Genomic DNA, 387 nt, shown 5'->3' with positions numbered 1-387 from the left:
GCCTTTGCGGCCGCATTTGCTAAAGCCAAAAAGTAGCCACGGGCTAGCTTGAGCCAGAAAAAATCCCCATCGACTCATTGCCGATGGGGATTTTGCTCTTTTATCATCCACCTTGTGATGACGACTACAAGATGGCTATCACATCCGAGGGCGTATTGGGCGCAACCGCGTGCCCGTAATAGAATTTTATCACGGTACGCCGGCGAGCCATTTGACCCTCAGCTATCGCTGCATCAATGATTCGCTTTGGCAATCGAAAGCGCATCGCATAACCCTTACCTTGCTCTTCACTGTAAGAAGCTAAGGCTAATAAATCAAACAAGCGATCTAACTCATTACGTGACTCTTCACGTAATAATGCGGCGGTATCGCGCTCGCTCTCCTTCT

General features: G+C 49.1%; 1 pseudogene. It reads right to left on the bottom strand.

The features are described 5' to 3' along the window. Nucleotides 1-124: 124 nt before the first annotated feature. Nucleotides 125-387: pseudogene (locus B7C60_RS17580) on the bottom strand (ATP-dependent Lon protease); the annotation flags it as partial.

This window comes from Vibrio fujianensis (genome assembly GCF_002749895.1).
Taxonomy (GTDB): domain Bacteria; phylum Pseudomonadota; class Gammaproteobacteria; order Enterobacterales; family Vibrionaceae; genus Vibrio; species Vibrio fujianensis.
The sequence above is the reverse complement of the archived record's forward strand: the minus strand, read 5'-3'. Positions and strand labels throughout refer to the sequence as shown.